Source organism: Croceivirga sp. ABH4_376 (assembly GCF_056160685.1).
The window spans coordinates 363,788-376,800 of the sequence record NZ_JBSWXQ010000002.1 but is presented as its reverse complement, the minus strand read 5'-3'; the positions used below and the strand labels follow the sequence as shown (position 1 = coordinate 376,800).

13 protein-coding genes are annotated in these 13,013 nt (G+C 36.4%); 3 read left to right on the top strand and 10 right to left on the bottom strand.

Features of this window, described 5'->3' with window-relative positions:
- Positions 1-37: 37 nt before the first annotated feature.
- The 4 genes from ACXAGS_RS05975 to ACXAGS_RS05960 form a co-directional block, all read right to left on the bottom strand.
- On the bottom strand, positions 38-442 hold the full coding sequence (locus ACXAGS_RS05975; protein ID WP_474905404.1) for a thiol-disulfide oxidoreductase DCC family protein: 405 nt from the start codon (positions 440-442) through the stop codon (positions 38-40).
- Positions 443-446: 4 nt separating this feature from the next.
- Positions 447-2,618, bottom strand: a complete 2,172-nt coding sequence (locus ACXAGS_RS05970) for an endonuclease MutS2 (RefSeq protein WP_474905402.1) — start codon at positions 2,616-2,618, stop codon at positions 447-449.
- Between the two features lie 62 nt (positions 2,619-2,680).
- A complete protein-coding gene (locus tag ACXAGS_RS05965; RefSeq protein WP_474905401.1) occupies positions 2,681-3,709 on the bottom strand; it encodes an N-acetyltransferase DgcN family protein in 1,029 nt (342 codons plus the stop codon).
- A 20-nt stretch (positions 3,710-3,729) separates the two neighbouring features.
- A complete protein-coding gene (locus ACXAGS_RS05960) occupies positions 3,730-4,773 on the bottom strand; it encodes a dipeptide epimerase (protein WP_474905400.1) in 1,044 nt (347 codons plus the stop codon).
- 162 nt (positions 4,774-4,935) lie between these two features.
- Here ACXAGS_RS05960 and ACXAGS_RS05955 point away from each other — a divergent pair, with 162 nt between their 5' ends.
- Together ACXAGS_RS05955 and ACXAGS_RS05950 are read left to right on the top strand one after the other, a co-directional pair.
- Positions 4,936-5,601 (top strand): uracil-DNA glycosylase, encoded by a 666-nt coding sequence (locus ACXAGS_RS05955; RefSeq protein WP_474905398.1) that lies wholly within the window; start codon positions 4,936-4,938, stop codon positions 5,599-5,601.
- 83 nt (positions 5,602-5,684) lie between these two features.
- Entirely contained in the window at positions 5,685-6,086 is a 402-nt protein-coding gene (locus ACXAGS_RS05950; protein WP_474905396.1) for a response regulator, read from the top strand.
- A 3-nt stretch (positions 6,087-6,089) separates the two neighbouring features.
- On the opposite strand, the gene ACXAGS_RS05945 is transcribed toward ACXAGS_RS05950, so the two are convergent.
- The 6 genes from ACXAGS_RS05945 to ACXAGS_RS05920 all read right to left on the bottom strand — a co-directional run bounded on the left by ACXAGS_RS05945 (position 6,090) and on the right by ACXAGS_RS05920 (position 12,249).
- On the bottom strand, positions 6,090-6,938 hold the full coding sequence (locus ACXAGS_RS05945; protein ID WP_474905395.1) for a substrate-binding domain-containing protein: 849 nt from the start codon (positions 6,936-6,938) through the stop codon (positions 6,090-6,092).
- Positions 6,925-8,964, bottom strand: coding sequence for a polyphosphate kinase 1 (gene ppk1, locus ACXAGS_RS05940; protein ID WP_474905393.1), 2,040 nt, complete (start codon positions 8,962-8,964; stop codon positions 6,925-6,927). The genes ACXAGS_RS05945 and ppk1 overlap by 14 nt, the downstream gene beginning before the upstream one ends.
- A gap of 54 nt (positions 8,965-9,018) precedes the next feature.
- A complete protein-coding gene (locus tag ACXAGS_RS05935; RefSeq protein WP_474905392.1) occupies positions 9,019-9,882 on the bottom strand; it encodes a nucleoside phosphorylase in 864 nt (287 codons plus the stop codon).
- A gap of 8 nt (positions 9,883-9,890) precedes the next feature.
- Positions 9,891-10,823 carry a DUF1835 domain-containing protein gene (locus tag ACXAGS_RS05930; protein WP_474905390.1) on the bottom strand — a complete coding sequence of 311 codons (933 nt, stop codon included), beginning with the start codon at positions 10,821-10,823 and terminating at the stop codon, positions 9,891-9,893.
- A 147-nt stretch (positions 10,824-10,970) separates the two neighbouring features.
- Complete coding sequence (locus ACXAGS_RS05925; RefSeq protein WP_474905388.1) at positions 10,971-11,297, bottom strand: translation initiation factor; 327 nt, start codon at positions 11,295-11,297, stop codon at positions 10,971-10,973.
- A 1-nt stretch (position 11,298) separates the two neighbouring features.
- Positions 11,299-12,249: an isopenicillin N synthase family dioxygenase gene (locus tag ACXAGS_RS05920; protein WP_474905386.1), complete on the bottom strand. Its 951-nt coding sequence runs from the start codon at positions 12,247-12,249 to the stop codon at positions 11,299-11,301.
- Between the two features lie 266 nt (positions 12,250-12,515).
- On the opposite strand from ACXAGS_RS05920, the gene ACXAGS_RS05915 reads away from it, so the two are divergent.
- Entirely contained in the window at positions 12,516-13,001 is a 486-nt protein-coding gene (locus tag ACXAGS_RS05915; protein ID WP_474905384.1) for a lipocalin-like domain-containing protein, read from the top strand.
- The last annotated feature ends 12 nt before the right edge of the window (positions 13,002-13,013 follow it).

The following is a 13,013-nucleotide window of genomic DNA, read 5'->3' as shown; positions in this document are numbered from 1 at the left end:
GGTAGTTACGGATGAGGGAAAACCGTATTTGGGTGAGTTAATCTAAAAATCGGGATTTTAATTCGGGTGTAGGAATCATACAAGCCTTTTTTTTGCCAAACCATTTATACCTATTCTTTGCTATAAAATCGTATACGATATCTCTAAAACCTTCCGGAAGTATTGTAAATAGGCGGGTAGCGTTCCAAATACCACCAAAAGATTTCATAATCTCCAAGGCAGCGGTAGATTTACTGTAATAAGCAATGCCAGGTTCTATTAAGATGATGGAATCTAATAATTCCGTGTCTATTCCACGCTCTTTTGTTAGCTGTTTGCCAATTTCGCTTTGTAGCGAAGCAAATTTAAATACAGATTTCTTATCCCGTTTAATAATAAATTGTACCGCTCCGTTGCATAAGTTGCAGACACCATCAAAAAGGATAATTTTTTTTGCTTCCATCTGCTTATTTTTTTCGTTCTACCAATTCTAATTGGTCCACACTTACATTGGTAGTGAATAAACCGTAATTTACTACGGCTTTTCCTTTCTCAAGGGTATCTATGGTACCCACAGCCTTACCATCTTGCATACGAACGCGGTCTCCTAATTTTAGAATTGCTTTTGGTTTAGCTTTTTCTTGCTTTACCGCCTTTGCTTTTTGTTCTTTTTTCTCTTCCCTAACTTTAACAATTTTTTGCTCTAGTTCGTTAGCGGTCTGTTTTTTGATAGCTTTTTTAGCTTTGGCTTCCTTAGCAGTAGCCTTTTTCCGTTTGCTATTTTCCGTTTCTACTATACGTAACATTTCAGATATTAGGGCACGTTTCTTTTTATCATGAAAATAGCGCTCAGCAGCATCGTTAAGCTTATTACCTAGATAAATCATACGCTGGTTATGGTCGTACAACTCTTGGTAATTTTCTAGCTTATTCTTGATTTTAGCATTCAGTTTTTCTAGTCGCTCTGCTTCTTCCTTTGCTTTTGCCTCTTTATCCTGTAAACGGGATTCCGTTTTAGACATTTTGGAACGCTCCTTTTGCAGTTTAGAAATGGTAGCATCAAACCGTACCTTGCCACGGTCAATCTTCTTTTTCGCTTTATTGATTAGACTGTATGGAATACCATTCTTTTGGGCTACCTCAAACGTAAACGAGCTACCCGCTTCGCCCATTATCAATCTAAAGGTGGGTTCTAATGTTTTATTATCAAATTGCATATTGGCATTGGTCATGTGTGGTAATTCATTAGCCAATAACTTTAAATTAGCGTAATGGGTTGTAATTACCCCAAATGCCTCTCTTTCATAAAAAACCTCTAAAAAAGATTCCGCTAATGCACCACCTAATTCTGGATCAGAACCGGTACCAAACTCATCAATTAAAAAAAGCGTGTTTTTATTGCATTGTCTTAAAAAGTAGTTCATGTTTTTAAGGCGGTAGCTGTAGGTGCTTAAGTGGTTTTCTATGGATTGATTATCACCAATATCCGTTAAAACCTTATCAAAAAAACACATAGAGCTGCGTTCATGCACCGGTACTAAAAAACCAGATTGGAGCATAACTTGCAATAAGCCAATGGTTTTAAGAGTAATGCTTTTACCGCCCGCGTTAGGCCCAGAGATTACAATTATTCTGTTGTCTTGGCGTAGTTCAATAGTTTGTGGCCAAGTCTTTTCCTTCTTTAGCTTGTTGTTCAAAAGCAATAAGGGATGGAAAGCGTCTCTTAAAAAGAGTTTTCTTTCCGTATTGATATTTGGGAGTATGGCATCCAATTCCGCAGCATATTTTGCTTTAGCGGCAGTAATGTCTATATGCGTAAGAATCTTTTGGTATAGGGCTAAAATTTCGGTTTCTGGGCGTATGCTATTGGTAAGTTCCAATAATATTTTACGAATTTCCTCTTTCTCTTCGTATTCTAAATTGGAAAGTTCCGTGCTAAACTGTAATGTTGCTTCTGGTACAACATAAACAATGCTCCCTGTTTTAGAACTACCCATGACCGTACCCTTTACTTTTTTACGATGCATAGCTTTTACGGCCAAAACACGACGGTTTTCTACGATAGATTCTTTGATGTCGTCCAAGAATTCTGAAGAATTGTAGCGGGACAAGGCGGCTCCAAAACTTGAATTTATTTTTGCGCGAACAGTATTGATATCCATTCTTATACGCTTTAAGTCTACCGAAGCAGTATCCTTGATTTCGCCAAAGCGGTCTATAATCCCCGCAATAGCATTTGGTATAAATGTATTTTCTTCAATTGGATCTATGTATGCGTAGAGTAAGGGGTAATATTCCTTGAACTTTTTAAAAAATTTCTTATGCAGTCCAATAGTGTTGCACAGATGTGATATTCTTCTAAATCCAGAAAGTTCTAAAACGGTATTTTCTATTCTTAATAGTTGTAATTCCTTATCGATACTATCAAAACCGTGATTGGGAATCCTATTTTCATTGGTAAACGAAGCTAAATATTCAGAGGTTTGCCCTAAATAGTCCAAGAGCTGTTCCTTGTCCTCAATTATGCCCACCGTTTTGGCAGCTTCTTTTCCTTTTTCGGTATTGCATCTTGCTGCCAATTGCTGTAAAACCGTAGGAAATTCTAAATCTTGTAGTGTCTTTTGGTGTACGACTTGCATATTCTTTTTCTAGCGGGGCAAAGATACGTTATTTGCCACTTTTACCCCGTACATCTAATAGGCTATACCAAGGCTTGTACCAATTTCTCAACACCAAAACGAACCACATCCGTGGTTGGTAGATTAGTCGTTTTTTCCGTTGCCATTATTTTATCTTTTGCTTCGGTTTCTGATAAACCAACCGTATTTAAAGCAATGCCTATAGTCTTGGCTGTTTGCAAAGACCCGCAAACTGTTGCCACTGCTTCATTTAGCGCTACAAATACATCTAATGGAGGTATGGCTACATGTTCTACAGGAGGTCTTAAGTGTGTGTGGGCGGCCTTGTGGCATAAGATTAAATGTGTTGGTTGTGAGCCACGCATTAGGGGAAGGGTGGCAGTACTGCCAGGATGGGCCAATGAACCTTGGCCTTCAATGATAATTATGTCTTTATCTGCCTGTTCCAGAACGGCCTCTTCTACAGCACCTGCTGCTTGATCAACTTTTATAGCATCCAAAGGAATACCATTGCCCATAAGTGTTATTCCAATTTGTCCTGTAGGCACAAAACCCACGTTTACACCTTGATCCATTAAAGCAGCGTATAGTTCTAATCCAGCTGTCATTTTACCTGCAGCCATATCGGTGCCCACCATTAGTATGCGTTTGGCTTTTAGGGTAGCCGCTTTGCCAGATGCTATAGGGTAGGTAGATTTAGGTTTTCTTACATCCCATATGCTGTTGGTTGTTAAATACGTGCCAGAGCGTGCATTTAAATCGTCATGTAGGCCGTTAATTAATGATAACCCATTTTTTAAAGCCATAATTACGGGTTTATCCCACGCATCTGGAAATTTACCACCACTAGGTGCAATGCCCAAAGCCATTATCTCTGGCTTATAAGCTAAAGCCTCCTCTACATTTGCAACCACAGGAATGTCATAAGGTAAATTCACACTATCCTTGACCATTTTACCCGCAAAATTAGAATCTATGACGCAGACAATAGGGTGTTTGGAAAAACGCATGAGTCCGTAACCCATTTTACCTGCGTCCTTATCTAACGCACCTTCCATAAAAATGCAAATAGGTTGTTTATCTGAAAACATCTAAATAGTAGTTCTTTAAATTATAAATCTGTTCTAAACTGTCCACCATGACCCGCAATTTCCAAAGGGGTAATTACTTCGTTTACCAAAGGAGCTCCCGAGCACGGGTCTGGGTTAAGATTTAAATGAGAATCTAAGTCTATGTGGTCCAGGGCTCCTGAAACTGCTGCGCCAGCCGCAATACTAATAGAACTCTCGCCCATACAGCCAATCATTGTTTTAAGACCAAAGGCGTTTGCTGTAGCAATTATACGTAGTGCTCCAGTAATACCTCCACATTTCATCAATTTCATATTAACACCATCAACCGTATGGGCCCAATTGGGGATATTGGTTGCAAAACGGCAACTTTCGTCTAAAAAAATGGGCAAGGGCCTATTTTTATACAAATAGGGTAAGTCTTCTTCTTCGCCTTCTTTTAAGGGTTGTTCTACATAATCACAATTTCTTTGTGCCAACCAATCCATCATATGTTTGGCATCTTTGGTAGACCATCCACCATTGGCATCTACGCGTATGGCAATAGGGTATTTTTTATGGTATGCTAAAACTTCGGTATACATGGCTTTGTCCGCTTCTATACCCGACGGATTGCCCAGCTTAACTTTTAATGTTCTAATACCATCTTGTTCCAAAATAAGCGGCAATCTCTCCTTTGCTTCTTCTGGAGACATGATGCCAATGGTTATAGAGGTAGCTTTTGATGGTTTTTTGTAACCCAACATTTGGTACAAGGGCATACCGGCTTTTTTTGCTTTTAGGTCCCAAAGTGCCATATCCAAGGCGGCCAACGCACAAGGAGGCACTTTAGCTTCTAGCGCCTTGTCATAAGTGCTAAATATTGCATTTAGGTCGTGAGGGTTAGCTAAAAACTTTTCCAAGCTTTCTTGTGCCAATTCTGAGGTAGCTGCACCTTCTGAAGCTCCAGGAGAAGTTTCGCCAAGGCCCGTTAATCCGTTATCCGTTACCTGGATAAATAAATTGTGTTGTCCGTCTCTGGTTCCTCTACTAATACGAAGGGGAAATCGTTTTTTTAAATATTTAATTTGATAGGATATCTCCATTACTGTTTGCTTAATACCTAGAAGTAAATATAGGGTAATTACTAACTTTGAATACTATATTGATGTCTAATTAGATTAGAAATAGCTACAATATATTAGTAAGTTAATATGGCAGTAAGCCTTAGGTACTTAAAAGTAATGCACATAATAGGGTTAATTTAAATGGAAGTCGAAATATCAGAAAGTTGGAAAGTTATTCTTAGTGAAGAATTTGAAAAAGGATATTTTAAAGATTTAGTAGAATTTGTGCAAAACGAATATGACAACAACACTTGTTATCCAAAGGGCAGCAAAATATTTGAGGCTTTTAATGTTTGCCCTTTTGAGGAAGTAAAAGTTGTAATAATTGGTCAAGATCCTTACCATGGTCCAAATCAAGCACATGGTTTATGCTTTTCCGTTAATGATGGTATTGCCCATCCGCCTTCTTTGGTAAACATTTTTAAAGAACAAGAGGCAGATTTGAGTAAACCGTATCCTGTAAGCGGAAATTTAACCCATTGGGCCCAACAAGGTGTTTTATTGCTCAATGCCACACTAACCGTTAGAGCAGGAGAGGCGGGTAGTCACCAAGGAAAGGGTTGGGAACGTTTTACCGATACCGTTATTCAAAAGATTTCTGACGAAAAAGCGGACGTGGTGTTTTTATTGTGGGGTGGCTTTGCTAAAAAGAAACAAAAATTAATAGATAGGGATAAACACCATATCTTGGAAAGTGGGCATCCTTCTCCATTAAGTGCCAATAGGGGCTACTGGTTTGGAAACAAGCATTTTAGTAAAGCTAACACGATACTAAAGCAACTTAGAAAAAATACTATTGATTGGTAATGATTTTTTTTAATTGTTTTTAAAAAATAAATAATTATAGTAGGTTTGTATCTTACTATGCTATAAGAAAATTCCTAAAAAAGGTGGCGAAACTAAAATCTGTATTATTGGTCGATGATGATGAAACGACCAACTTTCTCAATAAGTTTTTCATAAAACAGATAGACTCATCCATAGTAATACATTCTGTGGCCAATGGAAAGGAAGCTATGGAGTTTTTAGAGAATCCTGATCAGGATATGGAATTTCCATGGCTTTTGTTATTAGATACCAATATGCCTGTAATGAATGGATGGCAGTTCTTGGAAGCTTATGAAACGCAGTTAGATGAGCGTTTTAAAAGTAATATTACCATAGTAATGATTACTGCTTTGGAAAATGAAGAGATGGTACGTAAAACCTTAGCGAATCCTAATGTAAAGGATATTGCACAAAAGCCGCTGTCTGACCGTTTGTTCCGTAAGATATTTAGCAAGCACTTTTAATTCTTATAAAAGTAAACTGTCGGAAGGTAATTTTTCTTTAATTATATTGAGTTCTATTAGTGTATCCTGTATTTTATGTAGTTCAGATAGTGCTAATTGTTCTTGGCTCCATCTCGTTTTTGACAACCATTCTTGAATATCTTCTAACTTTTGTCCGTACCTATTGGCTAAAGTTCTATCTATACTTGGAATATTAGTAAATTCTATCGTATAGGTATTAATAACCTCTAATATATGAGTTATAAGATTAGTTTTTTCTTTTATAAATGATTCACTTGCAGCAATAACGAAGCAGGGCCAAGGGGTAGGGCAGTCTCCCAATCGTCTAAAGGTATTGTTATCTACTAATGGTTTAGTTGTAAAATGTTCCCACATAAAATAATCTGCAGTACCGTTTGTTAAGGCTTCAACTGCACCATCTAAATTATTTATTACTTCAAAGTTTAAATCAGCTGTTTTCCAGTTTAGGTTTTTTGCATTTACAAAAGCCATTAGGTGGCTACCGCTTCCAAACCTACTTATGGCAGCTTTTGTATTTTCCAAATCCTCCAATTTGGTGTAAGTACTATTTGCACCAACATGTATACCCCATAATAGGGGAGATTGCACAAACTTTTGAATAATCTTGGCTTTATTTGCATCTTCCGTAATGCTTTTAACCATTCCTTCGCTAAGAATAATGGCTAAATCGGTTTCATTGTTTTTTAATAATTGAGCCATTTTACCAGTACCTTCAGGTACATCTGTCCATTCTAGTTCTACACCCCTGTCCTCAAAAGCTCCATCTTCTATGGCCAAATGCCAAGGCAGATTAAAATGTTCTGGCACGCCTATTATTCTAACTTTCTGCATTGTACTTGTTTTTTAAATAGTTATAAATGGCATATTGAGACCGTATATCGAACTCTGGGTTAACAGTTACCTTTCTGTTCGTATCATTTGCATCTAAAACCCTTGCTTTAACGTTATCTGCCATTTGAAGCTGTAGTATATCTTTTAATTCTTCAAACACATCTTTATCTAAAATAGGGGTTAAAACTTCAATTCTACGATCTAAGTTACGCGTCATCCAGTCTGCAGAACCAATATACATTTTTTCTTTTCCTCCATTTTCAAATAAGTAGATTCTACCATGCTCTAGAAAACGGTCTATGATACTAGTAATATAAATGGGTTTTTCTTTACCTTTTACTTCATGCGGTTCTTTTGGTATAAGTCTACAAAATCCCCTTACCAAAAGTCTAACTTCTACACCCGCTTTACTGGCTGCTTCTATAGCGGTAATCATTTTAGTGTCTTCTAGACTGTTCATTTTGGCGGTAATTTTTGCAGGCAAACCTTTTTCTGCATTGGTAATCTCATTTTGAATGAGCTCCATGAACGTAATCCGGGTACTAAAAGGGGATACCAAGAGTTTTTTAGTTTTTGGTATGATTAGTTTTCGTTCCAAAACATCAAAAACCTGATTCAATTCTCCAGTGATTTTTTTATGGGCCGTAAAAAGACCATGGTCGCAGTAAATACGGGCTGTTTTTGCATTAAAATTACCCGTTCCTATATAAGCGTATTGTTCTACATAGTCATTAACCTTACGCGTTACCAGTGCTATTTTGGAATGTACTTTTATATTGGGTACACTGTATAGCACTTTTGCCCCGGCATCTTCAAATGTGCGCCCCCATTTAATATTATTGGCTTCATCAAACCTAGCTTGTGCTTCTACAAATAAGAGCACTTCCTTACCGTTTTCAAGAGCCTTTAAAATAGAATCTGTTAAGGCCGATGTTTTGGCAATGCGGTATAATGAAATTTTTATACTAACAACATTATTGTCCTGAGCCGCTTGCGCAATAAAGCGTTCAACGGTATCAAATTGTTGATATGGAAAATGAACCAATTGATCCTTGCTTTGTATAGCCTTGAACATATCCTTGCAAGAGCTTAAGACAGGGTGGGGTAGTGGTTTTAAGGGTTTATACTTTAATTCTGGACCAGCTCCTTCAATATCAAATTCAAAAAAATCGGATAAATTATGATAGCGGCCACCCGCAACCATATCTACTGATCCTAAGCCGAGTGTGTTTTGTATGTTTTGCTGAATTTCTACCGGCATTGCCGAATCAAACAATAGCCTTGTGGGTTGTCCGGATTTACGTTGTCCTAGACTATCGTATATTTTTTCTACCAATTGCATGTCCGTGTAGTCATCGTCTAGATATAACTCCGCATCTCTAGAAATTTTTATGGAATAGGACCCTAATATTTTTTCGTTTGGCAACAATTCTGATAGAAAAAGCCTAACCACATTATCTAAATAGATAAAATTATGTTCTATTCCAGGTAAAGCTATAAACCTGCCCACCTGTTTAGATGGAATTTTGACTATTTGTAATGGCTTCGATTGGGTTTCTATAACCAAATAAAGCGCTCCATCTTTAATTGATTTTGGGTCTGAAAAGTCTAGCAATTGACATTGCGCCTTTATTTCTCGGTTAAATAGCTCTTTTAGAAATTGATGTTGTTCTGGGTTTAATTCTGAAATTTCCCTTAAAAAAACACCTTTGCCCCTTAGTTCTACTAAAGTTTCTTCAATAACCTTTCCAAAGAGCCGTTGTTGTTCTGCTATAGTGGATAAAATTTGTTTTAAGGTTTTGTTTCCTTTTAGGGCCAATTTTCTCCTTAGGCTTTTTTCAACATCTTTTAATTGCCTTAATTGAGACACCCTAACTTTAAAATATTCGTCAAGGTTGGAAGAAAAAATGGCCAAGAACTTTAGCCTTTCTAGTAGTGGTGTGTCCTTGCATTGCGCTTCTAGCAACACACGTTCATTAAAATAGAGCCAGTTTACGTCTCTATGTTTTAGAGGCTGTTTTTTCATGTAGGTATTTTGCCAAAAATATAAAATTGAAATAGCTTACTTTTTAAACAAATGTTAAGTAAGCTTTTCCAGACAATAAGTAATTAGGTTGTTAACCGTTTTATGAGGTGTTTTGCTAAAAGTACCATTATGCCTATTTGCTAAAATAGCATTCATGGATACAGCTTTATGCCCCAGTAGTTTGGCTAAACCATAAATACCTGCTGTTTCCATCTCCAAATTCGTTATTTGTTGTTGTTGATATGAAAAACTTCTTAGCTTTTCATGAAAATCTGAAAGCACTGGTTTTTTTCGTAACTGTCTACCCTGTGGAGCATAGAAACCAGCATTTGTTACCGTTATACCGTCATGTATTTTAGAATCATTAAATAAGTCAGCTAAAGACTTACTACAGCTATATACATATGGAGAGATGGCCAAAGGCCAATCTAAGTGTGACTTTAAGGCATTGGTAAAACTAGACTCTTCTTTATTGTCTAGCTCATAAAAATGCATGAGTCCATCTAAACCAATAGCTTTTTTTGAAATTAGAAAGCTATCTACGGGAATGTGTTCTTGGATCGCACCAGAGGTGCCAATTCTTATGATGTTTAGACTTTTCTTATTGGGTTTAATTTCCCGTGTTTTAAAATCTATATTAACAAGGGCGTCCAATTCGTTTAGAACAATATCTATATTGTCCGTACCAATACCAGTAGATATTACCGTAATTCTTTTTTTGTTGTAATAACCAGTATGGGTAATAAATTCTCGTTTGCCTTTTTTTAATTCTACCGTATCAAAATGGTTAGAAACAGCAGAGACCCTATCTGGGTCTCCAACCGTAATTACGTTATCTGCAACATCTTCTGGTAAGATGTTTAAATGATATATGCTATTGTCCGGGTTTAAAATTAGCTCGGAATCCGCTATGGGCATAAATAATATTAAAGTTTTAAAATTCGTTTATTGTCCGTATTGTAAAGGAAGTTGTATTTGAGTGCCCCTCCTAAGTAATCATTACTTTCTCTAAGGTTGGCGTAAAAATTAGTCTGTTCTGCTAGCACCTCTTTACCCATTTTGGATAGTCTTGCAGGGTTAAAAGAAGAAATTAAAGGTTTAAGCTTGTTTAGCATACGTTCATATTGCGAATCGCCAAAACCATAATCGTTCTGAACTTGTAATAAAGTACCTAAAAAAGCCTTTTTTGATTTTGGTTTTTCGTTAGCGGCGATGGATAGGATTCTATTTTCTAATTCGTTTAAGCCGTTTTTAATGGTTGGAAAACGTTTAAGGTGTAACTGAACGGCGTCTGCCAAATAAGCAAACTGATAATTTTCAAAATCACCTAAATTTTCCAGTCTTATGGGGTTATCACTACAATATAATTGCCAAACGTAATCTGCAAATTCAATATCGTCTTGGGTTAGCACAATTTTGTTGGCATATAGCTCATGAAGCCGCTCATCGCTCAATTCATTTAAGGCATAGAGTTTTTCGCCACCATTTTCTTTGCCACTACACACTAAAGATATTTCTGCATGTCTTCTATGGGTTTTTAACCAACTTATTACAGCTAGCATATTTACTTGGCAAAACAAATCATACTCAAACCAAAGAATAATTTGGTCTTGTTGTTTGTGGTTGCAAAGAGAGCGGTATTCTTTAAGGGTTTTTTCTATAAACCAGGACTTACTTACTTTATAATTCTCATTTAAGAATTCAAAACGGGTTTTCCAGAATGTTTCACTACCAACCGTACTCACGGTTTTACCTTCACATAACATTTCTCGCCATGTAATTATATCACCGTTGATGGATAGCCCTTGGAGCCTTTGTGTAAAGCTATCACCATTGGTAATGTGTAATAAATTTTTCATTTTAAGTTCGTTGTTTTCGTTGGTTAAGAGAATTAAATGTAAGGCTTAAAGAAAAAAGCGCAAAACAATACCAATAAAACCTATGAGGTAAAGTGCTAATTTTAACAGATGAACGATTAAAATTGCACTTTCTTAAGTTTTTGGTAATCAGCCTCCAACTCTTTTAACCTGAAACCCCTTTTCTTTTAAAAAATCCATAATCTTGTCTCTATAATCGCCTTGTACAATTATAGTTTCGTTTTTATGGCTTCCTCCAACGCTAAGCAATTGTTTTATTGCTTTGGTCAATTTTTTAAAATCTTCTGGCGCTCCGTTATACCCTTCAATAATTGTAATGGGTTTACCCTTTCTTTTTTCGTACTTGCATATCAGCGGCTGTTCTTGTAACCAAAAATTAGGTTTTTCTGGTTTTTCGGCCTCTGGTTCTGGTTCGTGGTCTGGGAAAAGGTTTTTTAACTGGTCCTGTAAATCCATCTTATTTTTTTACCAATCCTAATTCCACCAAACGTTCGTACAGATACTCCCCTGCGGTAATGTCCTCAAATTGTTTAGGATTGACTTCAGTAATACAATTTTCTAAACAGTTAAGCGGCATATCGCTAACTGGATGCATAAAAAATGGGATGGAATATCTTGAAGTACCCCATAATTCTTTTGGCGGATTTACCACTTGGTGTATGGTAGATTTCAATTTGTTGTTAGATAACCTAGAAAGCATATCGCCAACATTAATCATTAACTGATCTGGCTTAGCAATAGCATCTACCCAATTGCCATTATGGTCTTTAACCTGCAGCCCCTTTCCATGGGCTCCCATTAACAAAGTAATCAAATTTATATCGCCATGAGCTGCAGCCCTAACAGCGTTCTTTGGTTCTTCCTTTATTGGCGGGTAATGTATAGGTCTTAAAATGGAATTTCCATTTTTAATATACGCATCAAAATACGTTTCCTCTAGATTTAAGTGTATTGCTAATGCTCTTAAAACATATTTAGCGGTTTTTTCTAACATTTTGTAGGTTTCTTTGCCTACTGCATTAAAATTAGGTAGTTCTTTAACTTCTACATTGTCTGGATACTCCGCTTCTAATTTTGGATTATCCGCTACATATTGTCCAAAATGCCAAAACTCTTTTAAATCGCCCTCTTTTTTCCCTTTTGCGTGTTCTTTTCCAAAAGAGGTATACCCTCTTTGCCCGCCAATTCCTTCAATTTCATAAGAATCCTTGATTTCTTGTGGCAGCGCAAAGAACTTTTTTATTTCTTCATACAAATCATCTACCAACTGGTCCGATAAAAAATGACCGCTAAGTGCTACAAAGCCAATATTTTCAAACGCGGCACCTATTTCTTTAACAAACTTTTCTTTTCGCTCAGGATCATTAGAGGTAAAATCCTTTAAATCAACACTTGGTATAGCACTCATGTTACTATTTTAAAATTAGTCAAATCAAATTTACACAAACTTCTGAATTACAGCACAAATTTTAAGGCAAGCTACCGTATTTGCTAGGTCTGGTATATTGACTAATAATCAATAGAGATAAGAATTAAAGGTTTTGAACCAGTATGTATTGCAATTAGCGTGTTCTTTTGCATTTAGAAATAAGCTATATCAATTTAACATTTATTAACAGGGTTTAAAAATCCAAATTATGGGATAAACGTATATAGCATAACAAATCTAATCTTATGAAAACAGGAAAATACATAGGTATGGCCATTTTAACCTTTATAATGGTTTCATGTTCCGTATCTAAATCGTCCAGGCAACAGCAAAATATATTAAGTGGAAGCTGGATATTGAATAATGTGTCGTATGAGGGTACTGATGGTATGTACAAATCAGTTCTTTTTAACGATAGCCAAGCTATATGTTTTGAAGGCAGTCAGTGGTTTTTTAGGGACAATAACAATACTGGACGTTACACGATAAAAGGCGGAAGTCTTTGTCAGGGTGGTGACCGTTTTATTAAATGGACCATTGTAGAGCCTACCAATGCAGTAAGTCAATTACAGTTTAAGTTTATAGATGAAAAAAACAAGGATATCTCTGGCGGACTTGGATATAGATTGGATATAGCCAATCTTACAGAAAATCAGATGACCTTAAAATCTCGTGTAAACTCTGGTGGAGAGATGGTAACCTTGGTTTACAACTTTACAAAACAATTATAAAAAAGAAATAGC

What these genes read in the sequence shown, in the direction of transcription:
- ACXAGS_RS05960 (WP_474905400.1), bottom strand. Translation starts at nt 4,773, where the DNA reads ATGGAGATATCCTATCAAATTAAATATTTAAAAAAACGATTTCCCCTT.
- ACXAGS_RS05925 (WP_474905388.1), bottom strand. Translation starts at nt 11,297, where the DNA reads ATGGATTTACAGGACCAGTTAAAAAACCTTTTCCCAGACCACGAACCA.
- ACXAGS_RS05955 (WP_474905398.1), top strand. Translation starts at nt 4,936, where the DNA reads ATGGAAGTCGAAATATCAGAAAGTTGGAAAGTTATTCTTAGTGAAGAA.
- ACXAGS_RS05965 (WP_474905401.1), bottom strand. Translation starts at nt 3,709, where the DNA reads ATGTTTTCAGATAAACAACCTATTTGCATTTTTATGGAAGGTGCGTTA.
- ppk1 (WP_474905393.1), bottom strand. Translation starts at nt 8,964, where the DNA reads ATGAAAAAACAGCCTCTAAAACATAGAGACGTAAACTGGCTCTATTTT.
- ACXAGS_RS05945 (WP_474905395.1), bottom strand. Translation starts at nt 6,938, where the DNA reads ATGCAGAAAGTTAGAATAATAGGCGTGCCAGAACATTTTAATCTGCCT.
- ACXAGS_RS05970 (WP_474905402.1), bottom strand. Translation starts at nt 2,618, where the DNA reads ATGCAAGTCGTACACCAAAAGACACTACAAGATTTAGAATTTCCTACG.
- ACXAGS_RS05915 (WP_474905384.1), top strand. Translation starts at nt 12,516, where the DNA reads ATGAAAACAGGAAAATACATAGGTATGGCCATTTTAACCTTTATAATG.
- ACXAGS_RS05935 (WP_474905392.1), bottom strand. Translation starts at nt 9,882, where the DNA reads ATGCCCATAGCGGATTCCGAGCTAATTTTAAACCCGGACAATAGCATA.
- ACXAGS_RS05930 (WP_474905390.1), bottom strand. Translation starts at nt 10,823, where the DNA reads ATGAAAAATTTATTACACATTACCAATGGTGATAGCTTTACACAAAGG.
- ACXAGS_RS05975 (WP_474905404.1), bottom strand. Translation starts at nt 442, where the DNA reads ATGGAAGCAAAAAAAATTATCCTTTTTGATGGTGTCTGCAACTTATGC.
- ACXAGS_RS05920 (WP_474905386.1), bottom strand. Translation starts at nt 12,249, where the DNA reads ATGAGTGCTATACCAAGTGTTGATTTAAAGGATTTTACCTCTAATGAT.